This window comes from Micromonospora sp. WMMD1274, from assembly GCF_049179035.1.
Classification (GTDB): Bacteria; Actinomycetota; Actinomycetes; order Mycobacteriales; family Micromonosporaceae; genus Micromonospora; species Micromonospora tulbaghiae.
Genome location: NZ_JBMHMG010000001.1, coordinates 7,179,585 through 7,196,500 on the forward strand (window position 1 = coordinate 7,179,585; position 16,916 = coordinate 7,196,500).

The 16,916-nt window shown below is 74.3% G+C and carries 19 protein-coding genes; 12 read left to right on the forward strand and 7 right to left on the reverse strand.

The genetic code is table 11. From position 1 onward, the window contains the following. Positions 1–36 precede the first annotated feature (36 nt). From ACN27D_RS33940 to ACN27D_RS33965, 6 genes are all read right to left on the reverse strand, one after another. A complete protein-coding gene (locus ACN27D_RS33940; protein ID WP_071094676.1) occupies positions 37–1,182 on the reverse strand; it encodes a branched-chain amino acid ABC transporter permease in 1,146 nt (381 codons plus the stop codon). Beyond that, complete coding sequence (locus tag ACN27D_RS33945; RefSeq protein ID WP_071094675.1) at positions 1,179–2,057, reverse strand: branched-chain amino acid ABC transporter permease; 879 nt, start codon at positions 2,055–2,057, stop codon at positions 1,179–1,181. Before ACN27D_RS33945 ends, ACN27D_RS33940 begins: the two co-directional genes overlap by 4 nt. A 12-nt stretch (positions 2,058–2,069) precedes the next feature. Then, positions 2,070–2,786, reverse strand: a complete 717-nt coding sequence (locus tag ACN27D_RS33950) for an ABC transporter ATP-binding protein (protein ID WP_421500981.1) — start codon at positions 2,784–2,786, stop codon at positions 2,070–2,072. Continuing rightward, complete coding sequence (locus ACN27D_RS33955) at positions 2,783–3,589, reverse strand: ABC transporter ATP-binding protein (RefSeq protein ID WP_421500982.1); 807 nt, start codon at positions 3,587–3,589, stop codon at positions 2,783–2,785. The genes ACN27D_RS33950 and ACN27D_RS33955 overlap by 4 nt, the downstream gene beginning before the upstream one ends. Positions 3,590–3,727: 138 nt before the next feature. Beyond that, the gene (locus tag ACN27D_RS33960) at positions 3,728–4,933 is read right to left on the reverse strand and encodes an RNA polymerase sigma factor (RefSeq protein ID WP_421500983.1); all 1,206 of its coding nucleotides are present in this window, start codon (positions 4,931–4,933) and stop codon (positions 3,728–3,730) included. Continuing rightward, positions 4,930–5,280, reverse strand: coding sequence for a YciI family protein (locus tag ACN27D_RS33965; protein WP_071094667.1), 351 nt, complete (start codon positions 5,278–5,280; stop codon positions 4,930–4,932). Before ACN27D_RS33965 ends, ACN27D_RS33960 begins: the two co-directional genes overlap by 4 nt. 60 nt (positions 5,281–5,340) lie before the next feature. Here ACN27D_RS33965 and ACN27D_RS33970 point away from each other — a divergent pair, with 60 nt between their 5' ends. From ACN27D_RS33970 to ACN27D_RS34000, 7 genes are all read left to right on the forward strand, one after another. Continuing rightward, positions 5,341–6,729, forward strand: coding sequence for a flavin monoamine oxidase family protein (locus tag ACN27D_RS33970; RefSeq protein WP_421500984.1), 1,389 nt, complete (start codon positions 5,341–5,343; stop codon positions 6,727–6,729). Positions 6,730–6,855: 126 nt separating this feature from the next. Continuing rightward, a complete protein-coding gene (locus tag ACN27D_RS33975; protein WP_421500985.1) occupies positions 6,856–7,602 on the forward strand; it encodes a lysozyme in 747 nt (248 codons plus the stop codon). A gap of 71 nt (positions 7,603–7,673) precedes the next feature. Continuing rightward, on the forward strand, positions 7,674–8,348 hold the full coding sequence (locus ACN27D_RS33980; protein WP_421500986.1) for a peptidoglycan recognition family protein: 675 nt from the start codon (positions 7,674–7,676) through the stop codon (positions 8,346–8,348). A gap of 97 nt (positions 8,349–8,445) precedes the next feature. Beyond that, positions 8,446–8,811 (forward strand): ArsR/SmtB family transcription factor, encoded by a 366-nt coding sequence (locus tag ACN27D_RS33985; protein WP_120569558.1) that lies wholly within the window; start codon positions 8,446–8,448, stop codon positions 8,809–8,811. Then, on the forward strand, positions 8,808–9,449 hold the full coding sequence (locus tag ACN27D_RS33990; RefSeq protein ID WP_421500987.1) for an SRPBCC family protein: 642 nt from the start codon (positions 8,808–8,810) through the stop codon (positions 9,447–9,449). The genes ACN27D_RS33985 and ACN27D_RS33990 overlap by 4 nt, the downstream gene beginning before the upstream one ends. A 416-nt stretch (positions 9,450–9,865) precedes the next feature. Then, complete coding sequence (locus ACN27D_RS33995) at positions 9,866–10,426, forward strand: NADAR family protein (RefSeq protein ID WP_421500988.1); 561 nt, start codon at positions 9,866–9,868, stop codon at positions 10,424–10,426. A gap of 41 nt (positions 10,427–10,467) precedes the next feature. After that, positions 10,468–10,977 (forward strand): NUDIX domain-containing protein, encoded by a 510-nt coding sequence (locus tag ACN27D_RS34000; RefSeq protein ID WP_120569555.1) that lies wholly within the window; start codon positions 10,468–10,470, stop codon positions 10,975–10,977. An 8-nt stretch (positions 10,978–10,985) separates the two neighbouring features. On the opposite strand, the gene ACN27D_RS34005 is transcribed toward ACN27D_RS34000, so the two are convergent. After that, positions 10,986–12,152, reverse strand: coding sequence for an LLM class flavin-dependent oxidoreductase (locus ACN27D_RS34005; protein ID WP_357798728.1), 1,167 nt, complete (start codon positions 12,150–12,152; stop codon positions 10,986–10,988). Positions 12,153–12,295: 143 nt separating this feature from the next. On the opposite strand from ACN27D_RS34005, the gene ACN27D_RS34010 reads away from it, so the two are divergent. The 5 genes from ACN27D_RS34010 to ACN27D_RS34030 are packed head-to-tail and all read left to right on the forward strand — an operon-like array spanning position 12,296 to position 16,856. After that, the gene (locus ACN27D_RS34010) at positions 12,296–13,267 is read left to right on the forward strand and encodes a sulfonate ABC transporter substrate-binding protein (protein WP_421500989.1); all 972 of its coding nucleotides are present in this window, start codon (positions 12,296–12,298) and stop codon (positions 13,265–13,267) included. After that, positions 13,264–14,100: an ABC transporter permease gene (locus ACN27D_RS34015; protein ID WP_252448149.1), complete on the forward strand. Its 837-nt coding sequence runs from the start codon at positions 13,264–13,266 to the stop codon at positions 14,098–14,100. The genes ACN27D_RS34010 and ACN27D_RS34015 overlap by 4 nt, the downstream gene beginning before the upstream one ends. Further along, a complete protein-coding gene (locus ACN27D_RS34020; protein WP_071094656.1) occupies positions 14,073–14,798 on the forward strand; it encodes an ABC transporter ATP-binding protein in 726 nt (241 codons plus the stop codon). Before ACN27D_RS34015 ends, ACN27D_RS34020 begins: the two co-directional genes overlap by 28 nt. A 16-nt stretch (positions 14,799–14,814) precedes the next feature. Next, on the forward strand, positions 14,815–16,221 hold the full coding sequence (locus ACN27D_RS34025; protein WP_421500990.1) for a selenium-binding family protein: 1,407 nt from the start codon (positions 14,815–14,817) through the stop codon (positions 16,219–16,221). Further along, on the forward strand, positions 16,218–16,856 hold the full coding sequence (locus ACN27D_RS34030) for a hypothetical protein (protein ID WP_421500991.1): 639 nt from the start codon (positions 16,218–16,220) through the stop codon (positions 16,854–16,856). The genes ACN27D_RS34025 and ACN27D_RS34030 overlap by 4 nt, the downstream gene beginning before the upstream one ends. Positions 16,857–16,916: the final 60 nt, after the last annotated feature.

Consider the following 16,916-nt stretch of genomic DNA (forward strand, 5'->3'; position numbering starts at 1 on the left):
GTGCGACGGTGCGAACGGTGGGTGGAACCGGTGGGGTCAGCGGTCCGGCGACCGGCGGGGCGCGCGCCGGCTGCGGACGGCCGCGCGCAGCCGGGCGCCGACGGCGCGCACGCCGCCCTGGAGGCCGCCCGGGGCGGCGAGCATGACGACGATGAGGATCAGGCCGAACACGGCGAGCGCGAGGTTGCCCTCCAGCCGCTGGGCCAGCCCGGCGGAGAGGTCGAGGTGTTCGGTGAGCAGGCCGGGCAGGTCCTGGAGCGCCACCAGCAGCACCGCTCCCCAGACCGCGCCGGCCAGGCTGCCCAGGCCGCCGATCACGATCGCCATGAGCAGGAACAGCGACAGGTCCAGCGGGAACTTGCCGGGCGCGACGGTGGCGGTGAGCATGGCGTACACGCCGCCGCCCAGGCCGGCGCAGGCGGCGCTGACCACGAACGCGAGCACCTGCGTGCGGGCCACCGGGATGCCGGCGAGCCGGGCCGCGACCTCGTCGTCGCGGACCGCCCGCAGGGACCGGCCGAAGCGGCTGCGCACCAGGTTGGCCAGCAGCAGCATGGTGAGCAGCGCGGCGGCCAGCGCGATCCAGGCCAGCCAGCGTTCCGGCTGGAAGTAGGCGCCGAGTGCCGCCGGTGGCGTCTGCGCCGGGAACGGCAGTCCCTGCTCGCCGTTGAACACGCCGGTGAAGATCGTGGTGACCGCCGGGACGAGCGTCGCCACGGCCAGTGTCACGCCGGCCAGATAGGGCCCGCGCAGCCGGGCCGCCGCCAGCCCGACCACGAGCCCGCCGAGCGCGGTCACCGCTACGGCGGCGAGCAGCGACGCGGGCAGCGTCCACCAGCCGCGTACGGCCCGCTCGTCGAGGGCCTGCTGGGTCAGGGCCATGGTGTACGCGCCGGTGGCCATCAGCGCGCCGTGCCCGAGGGAGAGCTGGCCGTTGAGCCCGACCAGCACGGTGTGCCCGGCGGTGACGCAGAGGAACGCGCAGACGCGCGCCACCTGGAGGTTCTGGTACGGCGCGAGCTGGTTGGTGACCAGCACGACGAGCGTGCCGAAGAACACGGCCACCGCCAGGTGACGCAGCAGTGTGGAGCCGCGCGCCTCGCGTCCGGCCGGTGCGCCGGGGAGCAGCCGCCGCAGCGCCGACGGTGCGGCGGGGGCGACCTCGGTGGGGGTGCTCGTCACACGTGCCTCGCTCTCGCCGCGGAGAAGAGCCCGCCGGGGCGGACCAACAGGACGGCCAGCAGCAGCACCAGGACGGCCAGCGGGGTGGTGTCCGGCCCCAGGTAGCCGGTGACGTAGGACAGGATCAGCCCGACCAGCAGGCCGCCGACGACGGCGCCGACCGGGCTGTCCAGGCCGCCGACCACGGCGGCGGTGAACGCGACCACGAAGACCAGGTCCATGGCGTGCGAGTGCAGGCCGAGTCCGGTGGGGACGACCAGCATCCCGGCCAGCGCACCGACCCCGGCGGCGAGCGCCCAGCCCAGGGTGAGCATCCGGCCGACGCTGACGCCGAGCAGCCGGGACACCTCGGGGGCGAACGCGGCGGCCCGCATCCGCAGGCCGACCGGGGTACGGGTGAACAGCAGCGCGAGCAGCGCCACCACCGTGAGCGCCGAGCCGAGCACCCACAGGTCGTACGGGGACAGCGCGGCCACCCCGGCGATGGTGAGCGCGTCGGTGTCGAACGGCGCCGGGGCGGGCCGGTAGTCGTTGCCGAAGACCATGCCGAGCACCGCCTGGATGACGAGCACCAGGCCGAGCGCGACGATCACCTGGTTGAGCGGGCCGCCGGGGCCGGCGAACCGCATCAGCACCCGCTCCACCAGCGCGCCCAGGGCCAGTCCGGACAGGATCGCGGCGGCCAGGCCCAGCCAGTACGAGCCGGTGGCGGAGACGACCGCGTACCCGACGTAGGCGGTGGCCACGGCCATCGCGCCCTGGGCGAAGTTGACCACCCGGGCGGCCCGCCAGATGAGCACCAGCGCGAGCGCGAACGCCGCGTAGACCGCCCCGGCGGCGAGCCCGTCGAAGGTGAGGAACCAGAACCGCTCCATCCGCGCCCCTTCCTAGAATCCGAGGTACGCGTGCCGGAGCTGGTCGTCGTCGCGCAGCCGGGCGGCCGGCGCGGCCGTCACGACCTGCCCGAGCGACATGACGATGCCCTGGTCGGCGACGGACAGCGCGGTGCGCACGTTCTGCTCGACGAGCAGCACGGTGAGCCCTCGTTCGTCGCGCAGCCGCCGCAGCAGCGCCATGATCTGCGCGGCCACCTTGGGCGCCAGCCCGAGCGACGGCTCGTCGAGCAGCAGCAGCCGGGGCCGGGCGATCAGCGCCCGGCCGATCGCGAGCATCTGGCGTTCCCCGCCGGAGAGCTGGTGTCCGGCGTGGTCGCGTCGGCGGGCCAGCGCGGGGAACAGCTCGTACACCTCGTCCAGCGCGCGCCGGGCGTCGGCCCGGTCGCGCCGCCACAGCCCGCCCAGGCGCAGGTTCTCCGCCACCGTCAGCTCGGTCACCACGCCGCGCCCCTCCGGCACGTGTGCGAGGCCGCGCCGGACCAGGTGTTCCACCCGGACGCCGCGCAGGTCCTCGCCCGCGTACCGGATCCGGCCGCCGGTGGGCCGCAGCAGGCCCGAGAGGGTACGCAGCAGCGTGGTCTTGCCCGCGCCGTTGGCGCCGAGCACGGCGGTGACGGTGCCGGCCGGGACGGTGAACGCGACGTCGCGCAGCACCGGCACCGGGCCGTAGCCGCTGCTGAGCGACTCCACCTCCAGCACGGCGGTCACAGCGTGCTCCCCTCGGCCGGCACGTCGGCGCCCAGGTACGCCTCGGTGACCCTTGGGTCGTCGCGGATGCGCTCCGGCGGGCCGGCCGCGATCACCTTGCCGAAGTCGAGCACCACCAGTTCGTGGCAGACGGACATGACCAGGTCCATGTGGTGCTCGACGAGCAGCACGGCACAGCCGGCGTCGCGTTCGGGCAGCGCGCGGACCAGGTCGGCCAGCTCGGCCACGTCGTCGGCGCCGAGACCGCCGGCCGGCTCGTCGAGCAGCAGCAGCCGGGGACGGGCGATCAGTGCGCGGGCCAGCGCGACCCGCTTGCGGACCGGGTACGGCAGGGTGGCCGGCGCCGCCTGGGCGTACTTCCCGATGCCCAGCTCGGCGAGCAGGTCCAGCGCCGCCGCGCGTAGCCGCCGCTCGTCGTTGTCGCTGCGGGGCAGGCCGAACAGCGCGGAGGCGAAGCCCGCGCGGGCGGTGTGGCTCGCGCCGGCGACCACGTTCTCCAGCACGGTGAGCCCGGCGAACAGCCCGACGCCTTGGAGCGTGCGGGCGATGCCGAGCCGGGTGAGGGCGTGCGGGCTGGGCCGGAACGGCCGGCCGTCCAGGGTGAGCGAACCCTCGGTCGGCCGGACGAAGCCGCAGACCACGTTGAACAGGGTGGTCTTGCCGGCGCCGTTGGGCCCGATCACGCCGACGACCCGGCCGGGCGGCACCCGCAGCGAGACGTCGTCGAGGGCGACCAGGCCGCCGAAACGTACGCCGACGTGGTGCAGTGCCAGGCCGTCGACGGCTGTGGCCGGTGGGCTCATCGTCACCTCGTGCCGGTCGACGGAGCGGGAAAACTAATTACACCGGGAGTGTACTTTTCTCTGCCGCCGCGTCAATGCCTCGACGATCACGGTTCATCTGCCGGGGTTACCGGCCTCCAACGTGCACTGTCTGTGTGATCATCTCGGCATGCGGTCGCGGGCGCGGCGCAGGAACGTCTGCTCCGCCGCGTTGCCCGTACCGGCGATCGCCGCGTCGTACGCCGCCCGGGCCTGCGCCGGGCGGTCCAGGCGGCGTAGCAGGTCGGCCCGGATCGCGTGCCACACGTGGTAGCCGCCCAGGTCCAGACCGTCCACAGCGGCCAGCCCGGCCGCCGGTCCGCGTACCTCGGCCAGCGCGACGGCCCGGTTCAGCGCCACCACCGGCCCGGGCGCGACGGCCGTCAACTGGTCGTAGAGCGCCAGGATCTGTCCCCAGTCGGTGGCGGCGGCGGTGGGCGCGTCCGCGTGCACCGCGCCGATCGCGGCCTGGATCTGGTACGGGCCGGGCCGGCCCCGCCGCAGGCACCGGCGGACCAGGTCCTGCCCCTCGGCGATCAGCTCCCGGTCCCACCGGCCGCGGTCCTGCTCGGACAGCGACACCGGCACCCCGTCCGGGCCGGTCCGGGCGGCGCGGCGCGCCTCGGTGAGCAGCATCAGCGCGAGCAGGCCGAGCGCCTCCGGCTCGTCCGGCATCAACGTCACCAGCAGCCGGCCCAGCCGGATCGCCTCGGCGCCCAGCTCGGCGCGGCCCAGCCGCTCCCCCGCGCTCGCCGTGTGCCCCTCGTTGAAGATCAGGTACACCACGGCGAGCACCCCGCGCAGCCGGTCCGGCAGGTCCGCGTCGCGCGGGACCCGGTACGGGATACCGGCGTCGCGGATCTTCGCCTTGGCCCGGACCAGGCGCTGGGCCATGGTCGTCTCCGGCACCAGGAAGGCCCGCGCGATCTCGGCGGTGCTCAGGCCGCCGAGCAGGCGCAGCGTCAACGCCACCCGGGCGGGAGCGGCGAGCGCCGGGTGGCAGCAGGTGAAGATCAGGCGCAGGCGGTCGTCGGGCACGGGCCCCTCCTCGGCGGGCGGGTCGGCGGCGTGCAGCAGGGCGGCCTCGGCGTGCCGCGCCTCCCGGGTCGCCTCGCGCCGCAACCTGTCGATCGCCCGGTTCCGGGCGGTGGTGATGATCCAGCCGGCCGGACTGGGCGGCGGTCCGTCGGCGGCCCAGCGCGTCACGGCGATCGCGAACGCCTCCTGGACCGCCTCCTCGGCGAGGTCGATGTCGCCGAGGAGACGGACCAGGACGGCTACCGCGCGGCCGTACTCGGCCCGGAAGACGCGTTCGACGTCGGTCATCCCTCGCCCTGGAACGGGCGGACCTCGATCGGCAGCGTGGTGGCCAGGGCGTAGCGGCGGCCCCAGTCCAGCGCGGCGTCCAGGTCCGGCGCCCGGATGACGGTGACGCCACCCAGGTACTCCTTGCCCTCGGCGAACGGCCCGTCGGTGACCAGCACCTCGTCACCGGCCGGGCGCAGCACGGTGGCGGTCTGCGGGTCGTGCAGGCCGTTGCCGAACACCCAGCACCCCGCCTCCCGCAGGTCCCGGCCGATGGCCTCGACCTCGCGCATCACCCCGGCCAGGAACTCCGGGTCCGGACGGCCCTGGCCCGCCGGCTGGTACATGCTGATCAGGTACTGCTTCATCGGTTTCTCCTCGTCACCGCCGGACGGCCCCGCGCCGTCCCTTCACCCTCCACACGAACGGTGGACGCCCGTTTCGACACGCCGGGCCGGGTGAATCCGGCCGGGAGCGGGGTACGCCGACGCGTGCGCCGCCACCGGGTCGTCGTCGTGGGCGCCGGGTTCTCCGGCCTGGCCTGCGCGCTCGCGCTGGACGCGGCGGGCGCGCAGGTGCGGGTGCTGGAGGCGCGGGACCGCGTGGGCGGCCGGACACTGAGCCACCCGCTGCCCGGCGGCGGCTGGCTGGATCTCGGCGCGCAGTGGATCGGCCCGACCCAGGACCGGATGTACGCGCTCGTCGCCGCGTACGGCCTGACCACGTTTCCCTCCCCCGCGCACGGCGAGCCGACGCTGCTGCTCGGCGGGCGCCCGGCCACCGGCGAACCGCCCGGGCTGTCCGGGCTGCTCGGGACGCTCGACGAGATGGCGGCCGGGCTCGACCCGGCCGCGCCGTGGCGGGCGGACGACGCCGTCCGGTGGGACCGGATCACGCTGGGCGGCTGGCTCGACGCGAGCGCGGCCGACCCGGTCACCGCCCGGTACGCGGGCCGGCTGCTCGCCGGTGGGCTGCTGGCCGCCTCACCGGACGAGGTCTCGCTGCTGCACATGCTGTTCTACCTGCGCAGCGGCGGCGGCACCCGGTCGCTGCTCGGCATGGCCGGTGGCGCCCAGCAGGACCGGCTGGTCGGCGGCCCGGCCGTGCTGGCCGAGCGGATGGCCGCCGCGCTGCCGCCGGGGAGCCTGTGCCTGCGCGCGCCGGTGGACGGCGTCGCGCAGGACGGCGACGGCGTGCGGGTGCGCGCCGGCGGCGAGACGTACCGCGGCGACGCGGTGGTGGTCGCGCTGGCGCCGGCGCTGGCCGGGCGCATCCGGTACGACCCGCCGCTGCCGCCGCTGCGCGACGGGCTGACCCAGCGGATGCCGATGGGTGTGGCGCTCAAGGTGCACGCGCTCTACCCGGAGCCGTTCTGGCGCGCCGACGGCCGTTCCGGCGTGTCCAGCACCGACACGGGGCCGCTCACCGAGACGGTGGACAACTCGCTGCCGGACGCGCCGGGCGGGGTGCTCACCGCGTTCAGCTACGGGGCGCAGGCCCGGGCGCTGCGCCGGCTGCCGGACGACGCGCGCCGGGACGCGCTGCGCGAGGCGCTCGCCGCGATCTTCGGCCCGGCCGCCGCGCGCCCCGACGACCTCGTCGAGTACGACTGGTCGGCCGACGAGTGGACGCGCGGCTGCTTCTGCGGAGTGCTGCCGCCCGGCGCGTGGTGTGCGTACGGCCCCGAGTTGCGGACGCCGGTGGGCCGGGTGCACTGGGCCGGCACCGAGACCGCGACCCGCTGGAGCGGCTACCTGGAGGGCGCGGTGACCGCCGGCGAGCGTGCCGCCTCCGAGGCGCTCGCCCAGCTCGGCTGAGCACCCTGTTCAGTGAAATTCTTCGATGCGCTCTATTGAAAAGTTTCTCCGCCCTGTGACCTAATGACGACAGTTCCTTTCGTCATACTCCCGCCGCCGGAGCGCGGCAACCCCCAGGGAGGACAGATGCACAGTTCGATCCGATCGGCGCTGCGCGCGGCCGGAGCCGCGCTGCTCGCCACCGCCACCGTCGCCGCGGCGACCCTGTTCGGGGCGGCCCCCGCCGGCGCCGCCCCGGCCGGGCTGCCCGGCATGGACGTGTCCAGCTACCAGGGCAACGTGAACTGGTCCGGGGCGTGGGCCAACGGCGCCCGGTTCGCGTACGTCAAGGCGACCGAGGGCACGTACTACACCAACCCGTACTTCGCCCAGCAGTACAACGGCTCGTACAACGTCGGGATGATCCGCGGCTCGTACCACTTCGCCCGCCCGGACACCACGAGCGGCGCCACCCAGGCCAACTACTTCGTCGACCACGGCGGCGGCTGGTCGAAGGACGGGCGGACGCTGCCCGGCGCGCTGGACATCGAGTACAACCCGTACGGCGCGACCTGCTACGGGCTGAGCCAGGCGTCGATGCGCAGCTGGATCGCCTCGTTCGTCAACCAGTACTACGCCCGCACCGGCCGGTGGGCCACCATCTACACCACCACCGACTGGTGGAGCACCTGCACCGGCAACACCTCGCAGTTCGCCGCCAACAACCCGCTGTGGATCGCCAGGTACTCCAGCAGCGTCGGCACGCTGCCGGCCGGCTGGGGCACGTACTCGTTCTGGCAGTGGTCCTCCTCCGGCCTCTTCCCCGGTGACCAGAACGTGTGGAACGGCTCGCTCGACCGGCTGCGCGTCCTGGCCTGCAACGGACCCTGCTGACCCCGGCCCGGGCGTGGCGGGCGGTGCCGGTCCCGCCACGCCCGGCCGTCTCTCTTCCCCAGGAGGCTGCGATGCCTGCCCATGTCCCCCGGCGGACCGTGCTGCGCGGCGCGGTCCTGCTCGGCGCCGCCGCCGGCGTCGGCGCGCTGACCCAGATCGGCTCCGGCCCCGACGCGCGGGCCGCCGCCACCCGGGTCGACCAGCCGACCATCGCCAACTGCGCGACCTGGGGCGCCCGCCCGCCCTCGTCGCCGGTGAGCGTGCTGTCCAGCCGACCCAACAAGATCATCGTCCACCACACGGCGTTCCCGAACACCACCGACTACAGCCTCGCCCAGGCGTACCGCAACTCCCGCGACATCCAGAACCTGCACATGGACAGCAACGGCTGGCTCGACTCCGGGCAGCACTTCACCAACAGCCGGGGCGGCTACCTGACCGAGGGCCGGCACGGCAGCCTCTACGCGCTGCTGCACGGCCAGACCATGGTGCAGGGCGCGCACTGCGTCGGGCAGAACAGCCAGGCCATCGGCATCGAGAACGACGGCATCTACGTGGACGTCCAGCCGCCCCAGGCGCTCTGGAACAGCCTGGTCACGTTCTGCGCGTTCACCTGCCAGCAGTACGGCATCGCGCCCACCGAGATCTACGGGCACAAGGACTTCAACGACACGCAGTGCCCGGGCCTGCTGCACGGCCGCCTGCCGGAGCTGCGCCGTACCGTCGCCGCCCGTCTCGGCGGCTGACCACGGGGGTACGCGGGGCGCCCGGGTGCGACGGGCGCCCCGCGTCGTGTCAGCGTTATTCCTCGCTTATATAAGCGTCGCCTGATATACATGGGTCGTGCACGCCTTCGACGTCCTCGGCGACCCGGTCCGCCGCCGGATCCTGGAACTGCTCGCCCACGGCGAGCAACCCGCCGGCGCGCTCGGCGAGACCGTGCGGCGCGAGTTCGGCATCAGCCAGCCCGCCGTGTCCCAGCACCTCAAGGTGCTGCGCGAGCACGGCTTCGCCACTGTGCGCGCCGACGGCACCCGCCGGCTCTACGCCGTGGACCCCGGCCCGCTGCGCGAGATCGACGCGTGGCTGGACGGGTTCCGCCGCTTCTGGACACCGCCACTGGCGGCGCTCGCCACCGAGCTGGCCCGGGGCCGCCGCGAACGACGGCTGCGCGAGGACACCACCGACGACGAGAGGACCGACCCATGATCGACGTGAGCGGACAGATCAGCGCCGTCGAGCGCCACATCGGCGCCCGTACCCTCCCCGCCGGGCAGGCGCGGGTGCTCACCATCGCCCAGACGTACGACGCGCCGGTCGCCGACGTCTTCGACGCCTGCACGAACCCGGAACGCATACCCCGCTGGTTCCTGCCGGTCTCCGGTGACCTGAGGCTCGGCGGCCGCTACCAGCTGGAGGGCAACGCCGGCGGCACCGTCGAACGCTGCGACCCGCCGCACGGCTTCGCCGCAACCTGGGAGTTCGGCGGCGAGGTGAGCTGGATCGAGGTGCGGTTGCGCGAGGCGGGACCGGGGCGTACCCGCTTCGAGCTGGAACACGTCGCGCACGTCGACGACCAGCGGTGGGCCGAGTACGGCCCGGGCGCGGTCGGCATCGGCTGGGACCTGGCGCTGGTCGGCCTGGCCTCCCACTTCGCCGCGGACGGCACGGGCGTCGACCCGGCCGCCGCGGCAGAGTGGATGGCCTCACCCGAGGGCCTGCGCTTCGTCACCGAGTCCAGCAACAGTTGGACGGCAGCAAGCATCGAGGCCGGCACCCCCACCGAGCAGGCACAAACCGCAGGCACCCGAGTAACCGCGTTCTACACAGGCACCCCCACCCCCTAACCCCCTCCCCCGCTCCCTCTCCCCGTTGATCTTGCAGTTTGAGCCCGCAGAATGCCCGGTAGGCGCGTTATGCGGGGCACCAAAGTGCAAGATCGACGGGGAGGGAGGGCGGCGCGTGGAGATCTTGGTAGGAGATGGCCCTCATGGGGGCCTGTTCGCTCCAAGATCTCTTGGGATCTCGTGATGCGGGACGGCTTTCTCTGCGGTCGAGAGGCGGGATCGGCTCGGGCCGGCGAGATGCGCCTCGACGTCGTGAGGCGCGTGGTCGGCCTGTCGGCGCGAGCGGACGGGTCGAGGCAGCGGGCGGGGAGTGCGGGGAGGGGCGGAGGTGTCCGTGGTGGACGGTGATGTCGGTGCGCCATCCCCCGGCGAAAAGTGCGGGGTGGGATGTCGGTGGGGTGGGGCAGACTGCGGGCATGCCGATCCGTTCCGTCGCCGACCTGACCGCCGCGCTCGACGCCGGCGAGACGTTCAAATACCTGCACTTCTGGGGGCACCGGCCACGGCCTGACGGCAGCATCGGCGCGAGCTGCCTGAGCCAGTGGTGGCCGGCGGCGTTCACGGTGGACGGGCGCGAGTTCGCGACGGCCGAGCACTGGATGATGTGGCACAAGGCCACCCTCTTCGGTGACCACGCGATCGCCGAGCGCGTGCTGGCCGCCGGGCATCCGCACCGGGCCAAGGCGCTCGGGCGGCAGGTCCGCGACTTCGACGAGGCGACCTGGACGGCCCGCCGCTACGAGATCGTGGTGGCCGGCAGCGTCGCCAAGTTCGCCCAGCACGAGCCGCTGCGGCGGTTCCTGCTCGGCACCGGCGACCGGGTGCTCGTCGAGGCCAGCCCGACCGACCGGGTCTGGGGCATCGGCCTGACCGCCGACGACCCGCGCGCCGCCGACCCGGCGACGTGGCGGGGCGACAACCTGCTCGGGTTCGCCCTGATGGAGGCGCGCGCCACGCTCGCCGGCCGGAGCGGGTGACGCCTGATCCGGGGCCGGGGGTGCGGGTAACGTGCTGCGTCGTGACCGCGTACTCGCACTGCTCGTTCTGCGGCGCGGCCTACCCGGCGGGCGCCGGGTGGCCGCGTGTCTGTTCCTCCTGCGGGGAGACGGTGTGGCGCAATCCGCTGCCGGTGGCGGTGGCGGTGCTGCCGGTCCGCACGCCGGAAGGACTCGGCGTGGTGGTGGTGCGCCGCGACATCGAACCGGCGCGTGGGCAGCTCGCGCTGCCGGGCGGCTTCGTCGAGTACGGCGAGGAGTGGTCCGAGGCGCTCGTCCGCGAACTGCGCGAGGAGACCGGGCTGCTGGCCGAGGCGGGCGAGGCGCGGCTGTTCGCGGTGCACGGCGCCCCGGCGGGCGGCACCATGATGGTCTTCGGCGTGCTGCCCGAACGGCCGGTGGGTGACCTGCCGCCGTCGGCGCCGACCGAGGAGGCCACCGAGTGGCTGGTGCTCACCGATCCGGTCGAGCTGGCCTTCTCCACGCACACCCGGGTGCTGGCCGACTTCCTCGCCGGCCAACGCCCGCTCTGACCTGGCGGTCAGCCGCCCGCCGGGACGGGCTGGGGTGAGAACGGCACGGCGGCCGGCACCTCGATCTCCGGCTCGCCGGCCGGGTGCCGCCACAGCCCGCGCCGCCGCAGGATCGGCAGCACGCCCTCGCCGAACCAGTACGCCTCCTCCAGGTGCGGGTGGCCGGAGAGGATGAACTCGTCCAGGCCGAGCGCGTGGTACTCGGCGATCCGGTCGGCGACCTCGGTGTGGCTGCCGACCAGCGCGGTGCCCGCGCCGCCGCGTACCAGGCCGAATCCGGCCCACAGGTTCGGCGAGACCTCCAGCCCGTCGCGGGAGCCGCCGTGCAGGTCGAGCATCCGCCGCTGCCCCTCGGACTCGCTGCGCCGCAGCCCTTCCTGCACCGCGCGCACGTCGGCCTCGGGGATGCCGTCGAGCAGCTTGCGCGCCTGGGCCCACGCCTCCTCGGCGGTGTCCCGGCTGATCACGTGCAGCCGGATGCCGTACCGCAGCTCGCGACCGGCCTCGGCGGCGAGCCCGCGGATCCAGTCCAGCTTGCCGGCCACCTGCGCGGGCGGCTCGCCCCAGGTCAGGTAGACGTCGCTGTGCCGGACCGCCACCGGCCCGGCCGCGCCGGAGGACCCGCCGAAGTAGACCGGCGGCACCGGGTCGGGCACCCGGCCGAGCCGGGCGCCCTCGACCCGCAGGTGGGCGCCGTCGTGGTCGACCGTCTCGCCGCGCCACAGCGCCCGCACCACGTGCAGGAACTCGTCGGTACGCGCGTAGCGGGCGTCCTTGTCCAGGAAGTCGCCGTACGCGCGCTGCTCGGCGGACTCGCCGCCGGTGACCACGTTGAGCAGCAGCCGCCCGCCGGACAGGCGCTGGAACGTGGACGCCATCTGCGCGGCGAGGGTGGGTGAGAGCAGGCCGGGCCGGAACGCGACGAGGAACTTCAGCCGCTCGGTCACCTCGGTGAGCATCGCGGTGGTCAGCCAGGCGTCCTCGCACCACGCGCCGGTCGGGGTGAGCGCCCCGGCGAAGCCGAGCTGTTCGGCGGTGCGGGCGATCTGCCCCAGGTACGCCACACTGGCCGGTCGCGCGCCACCGGCCGTGCCGACCGGTACGCCGTGACCGCCGCCCACGATGTCCCGGCTGTCGCCGTAGGTCGGCAGGAACCAGTGGAAGGTGAGCGACATGGTGTACCTCCGGTGCGCGGTCGGGCGGGCCGCCTCCTGAGGGGTGGGACGACCACGCCGACACCCTACCCATAAAACCTATCGGGTTGGTAGGTTGCTGTCGCCCGTCAACGCCGGGCCCTTCCCCTCCCCGAGGAGTCGTCATGCGTACCCCCAGATCCCGCCGCCGGCCGCTGGCCGCGCTGCTCACCACCCTCGCGCTGCTCGCCGCGACGGCGTTGACGGCCTGCGGCGGCGAGGCGGCCGACGCCAGCGGCGGCGGCGACGGCCCGCTGCGGATCGGCTACCAGCGCTTCGGCGGGCTCAGCCTGGTCAAGGCGCGCGGCGACGCGAAGAACGTCACCTGGTCGCTGTTCGAGAGCGGACCGGCCCTGACCGAGGCGCTGAAGGCCGGCTCGATCGACATCGGCCAGGTCGGCGAGGCGCCGCCGGTGTTCGCCGCCGCCGGGAAGATCCCGTTCTCCGTGGTCGGCACCTCTCAGCCGATCCCGCAGGGCGAGGCGGTGCTGGTCAAGGCGGACAGCCCGTATCGTGGATTCGCCGACCTACGCGGGCGCACCGTCGCGCTGAACAAGGGCTCCAACGTGCACTGGCTGCTGGTGAAGCTGCTGGAGGCGAACAAGATGACGCTCTCCGACATCAAGGTGAAGTACCTCAAGCCCGCCGAGGGACGGCCCGCGTTCGACAACGGGCAGGTCGACGCGTGGATCATCTGGGACCCCTACTTCGCGCTGGCCGAACAGCCGGGCGTCCGGGTGCTCGCCGACGCCACCGGCCTGGCCGGCAACCGCGAGTACGTGCTGGCCGCGCCGGAAGCGGTGAAGAACCGCACCGCCGACGTACGGGCGTTCCTGAACACGTACCGGCAGACCACCGACTGGGGCATCGCCCACCCGAGCGAGCGGGCCGCCGTCCTCGCCCCGGAGCTGAAGATCCCGCTCGACGTGACCACCCGGGCGCTGGCCCGCAGCGCCAAGCCGCTCGCCCCGGTCACCCCGGAGATCGGCGCGGAGTTGCAGGCCATCGCGGACAGCTTCGTGGAGCTGAAGCTGGTGCCCGGACCGGTCGACATCGCCGGCCGGATCGACGGCCGGTTCAACGAGGCGTTCCAGTGAGTGGTCCGGCGCTGGCCGAGGCGACCGCTCCGGTCGTACCCGATCGGGCGACGCCGCGGCGGTCGCGGGCCCGCGTCTCGCGGCGGTGGCGGCGCGCGGTGAGCCCGGTCGTGCTGGTGCTCGGCTGGGAGGTCGCCGCGCGGACCGGGCTGCTCGCCCCCGAGAAGCTGCCCGCGCCCAGCGCGGTGCTCGCGACCGGGTGGCGGCTGGCGCGCGACGGGACGCTCGGCGTGCACCTGCTCGACTCGCTCACCCGCGCCGCGCTCGGCCTGCTCATCGGCGGTGGCCTGGCGCTGGTGCTCGGCGCCGCGGCCGGGCTGCTGCGCCTCGGCGACGACCTGGTCGACCCGCCGGTGCAGATGGCCCGGATGCTGCCGCACCTGGGCCTGGTGCCGCTGCTGATCATCTGGGTCGGCATCGGCGAGTCGCTGAAGGTCACGCTGGTCGCGCTCGGCGCGTTCTTCCCCATCTACTTCAACACGTACGCCGGCATCCGCGACATCGACGAGCGGCTGGTGGAGGCGGCGCGCACCTGCGGCCTCGGCGCGGCGGCCCGGCTGCGGCACGTGGTGCTGCCCGGCGCGCTGCCGGCGCTGTTCCTCGGGCTGCGGCTGGCCATCGGCGCGGCCTGGCTCAGCCTGGTCGTCGGTGAGCAGGTGAACGCGCAGACCGGCGTCGGGTTCCTGATGATGGAGGCGCGCGAGTTCAGCCAGACCGACGTGGTGGTGCTCGGCCTGCTCATCTACGCGCTGCTGGGGCTCGCCTCCGACCTGCTCATCCGGTACGCGGAGAGGAGGACGCTGGCGTGGCGACGCGGACTGCGCGCGACCTGACCGGGCCGGTGCTCACCGCACGGGCGGTGACCCGGTCCTTCGGCCCGGCCGTGGTGCTGGCCGGGGTGGACCTGACCATCGCCGCCGGCCAGACGGTGGCGCTGCTCGGCGGCAGCGGCTCCGGCAAGAGCACGCTGCTGCGCGTGCTCGCGGGGCTCGACGGCGACGCGGGCGGCGAGCACGCGGTGCACGGCACCGCCGCCGTGGTGTTCCAGGAACACCGGCTGCTGCCGTGGAAGCGGGTGGCCGACAACGTGGCGCTCGGCCTGACCGGGCCGGACGTGGGCGGGCGGGTCGGCCGCGCGCTGGCCGAGGTGGGGCTCGCCGACCGGGGCCGGGCCTGGCCGGCGGAGCTGTCCGGCGGGCAGGCGCAGCGGGTCGCGGTGGCCCGCGCGCTGGTCCGCGAACCGGACCTGCTGCTGCTCGACGAGCCGTTCGGCGCACTCGACGCGCTGACCCGGCTGCGCATGCAGGGGCTGCTGCGGCGGCTGCGCGCCCAGCACGGCTTCGCCGCGCTGCTGGTCACCCACGACGTGGAGGAGGCGCTGCTGCTCGCCGACCGCGTCCTGCTCCTCGACGACGGCGTGATCGCCGAGGAGGTGCCGGTACGCCTCGGCCCGTCCCCGAGCCCCGACGACCCGGCCCTCGGCGCGCTGCGCCGCCACCTGCTCGACCGCCTCGGCGTACCCGCTGGCTGACCGTGAGGGAGACCCGATGACCCGCTGGACGCCCGACCCGACCTTCTACCCCTCCCCCGCACTCGCCGCGACCGCGCCGGCCGAGAAACTCGCCTACGTCGCCGCGTTCGACCGCGCCGGGCAGCGCCCCGACGCCATCGCGGTGCTCGACACCGACCCGGACTCCGGCTCGTACGGCCGGGTGGTGGGCTGGACGGAGCTGCCGAACACCGGCGACGAACTGCACCACTTCGGGTGGAACGCGTGCAGCAGCGCGCTCTGCCCGACCGCGCCGCACCCGCACGTGGAACGCCGCTACCTGATCGTGCCGGGCCTGCGCTCGTCCCGGATCCACGTGCTGGACACCAAGACCGACCCGCGCCGGCCCGAGCTGGTCAAGGTGATCGGGCCGGAGGAACTCGGCAAGCGCGCCGGGTACTCCCGTCCGCACACCGTGCACTGCGGGCCGGACGGCATCTACGTCTCCGCGCTCGGCGGCGCGGACGGGCAGGAGGGGCCGGGCGGCATCGCCGTGCTCGACCACACCACGTTCGAGGTACGCGGCGCGTGGGAGGCCGACCGGGGGCCGCAGTTCCTGGCGTACGACTTCTGGTGGCACTACACGCAGGACGTGCTGGTCACCAGCGAGTGGGGCACGCCGTCGATGATCGAGGACGGCATCGTCGGGGAACTGCTGCTGGGCCGCGGGTACGGGCACGCCATCCACTTCTGGGACCTGGCGAAGCGCCGGCACGTGCAGCGCGTCGACCTCGGCGACCAGTACCAGATGCCGCTGGAGTTGCGCCCCGCGCACGACCCGACGAAGTCGTACGGCTTCGTCGGCGTGGTGATCAGCGTCGAGGACCTGTCCGCCTCGATCTGGCTGTGGCACCGCGACGGCGACGCCTGGGCGGTGACCAAGGTGATCGACATCCCGGCCGAGCCGGCCGACCCGGCCGACCTGCCGGACCTGCTCAAACCGTTCGGGGCGGTCCCGCCGCTGGTCACCGACATCGACCTGTCGGTGGACGACCGGTTCCTGCACGTCTCCTGCTGGGGCACCGGCGAACTGATCCGCTACGACGTCAGCGACCCGTTCCACCCGGTACGCGTCGGCTCGGTGCGCCTGGGCGGCATCGTCAACCGCACCCCGCACCCGGCGTTCCCGGACGAGCCGCTGGCCGGCGGGCCGCAGATGGTGGAGATCAGCCGGGACGGCCGCCGCGTCTACGTGAGCAACTCGCTCTACGGCGCCTGGGACGACCAGTTCTACCCCGACGGGGTGGGCGCCTGGGTGGCGAAGCTCGACGTCGACCCGGAGCACGGGGGCCTGGTGCCGGACCCGCGGTTCTTCCCGCGCGGGGAGGAGTTCCGCGGCCTGCGCGTGCACCAGACCCGGTTGCAGGGCGGCGACGCCTCGTCCGACTCGTACTGCTTCCCGTGACCGGCGCGACCTGGGCGGCGCTGGCCGGCCTCGGCGCGTTCCACGGCCTGAACCCGGCGATGGGCTGGCTGTTCGCGGTGGCCCGGGGCCTCCAGGAGCGCCGCCGGGCCGCGCTGCTGGCGGCGCTGCCGCCCATCGCCGCCGGTCACCTGGCCTCGGTGGCGGTGGTCGCCGCCCTGGTCAGCGCCACCCGGTCGGTGACGGCGAGCACCCTGGTCGCGGTGACCGGCGGGGTGCTGCTGGTCGGGTTCGGGCTGTGGCGGCTGCTGTCCGACCGGCACTTCCGGTGGGCCGGGATGCGGCTGTCGGCGGCGCAGCTCACCGCCTGGTCGTTCCTGATGTCGGCGGCGCACGGCGCGGGCCTGATGCTGCTGCCGGTGCTGCTCGCCGAACCGGCGGCCGGCGGAGGCCCGCACGCCGGGCACCTCGCCGCCGCGCCGGCCGGCGCCCTGACCGGCCTGCTCGCCGCCGCCGTGCACACCGCCGCCATGCTCGCCGTCGCGCTGGCCGTGGCCCTGCTGGTGTACGAGGTGCTCGGCGTCGGTGTGCTGCGCCGCGCCTGGTTCAACGTCGACCGGCTCTGGGCCGGTGTGCTCGTGGCGGCCGGGGTGGTGACACTGCTCGGCGCGGCGTGAGTCGTCGCCCGCCACCTGCGACGGATCGATGATAAGTCCTACTGATTGAATAGGAAAGGC